We start from the raw sequence: 498 nt of genomic DNA on the forward strand, positions 1-498 counted from the left end.
GCTTTCACCGCTCCAGTAGCCACTTCCATCACCACCACACAGCCCCAATCGGCATCCACCTCCACCAACTTACGACGAAGTGCCTTCTCGGCGATATCCTGAATATCCACATTGAGCGTGGTATAGACGTCCATTCCATTGGTGGCAGGCACCTCCTCCACTGGCTCCCACCGTGGGGGCACCCGCACCCAGCGATTCACTCCTGCTTTGCCACAGAGGAGGGAGTCGAACCTCATCTCCAACCCGCTATTGCCGTGCGTCATACCCAAGGAGTCGGGCTCATTCATGATTCGACCAATGGTACGAAAGGCAAGATTGCCATAGGGGTGCTCCCTACGGATATACTTCGTGGTGATCAAGCCCGAGCGATACCTGGAGCGACCCTTGAAGAAGGGGAGCTCTAGCAGTGCCTGAAGCTCGGTATAGGAGAGCTCACGCGAACCAAATAGGCGGTAGTACTTCGAGCGCTTTTGGCGAGCCCGCAAAAGCCCCTGCTTG

At 56.8% G+C, this 498-nt stretch carries 1 pseudogene (running past one end of the window); it reads right to left on the minus strand.

The features are described from left to right. Positions 1-498: pseudogene (locus tag QVO39_RS04135) on the minus strand (hypothetical protein); its annotated part reaches 103 nt to the left of the window's first position; the annotation flags it as partial.

Source organism: Porphyromonas sp. CAG:1061 (genome assembly GCF_000435035.1).
Taxonomy (GTDB): domain Bacteria; phylum Bacteroidota; class Bacteroidia; order Bacteroidales; family Porphyromonadaceae; genus Porphyromonas_A; species Porphyromonas_A somerae.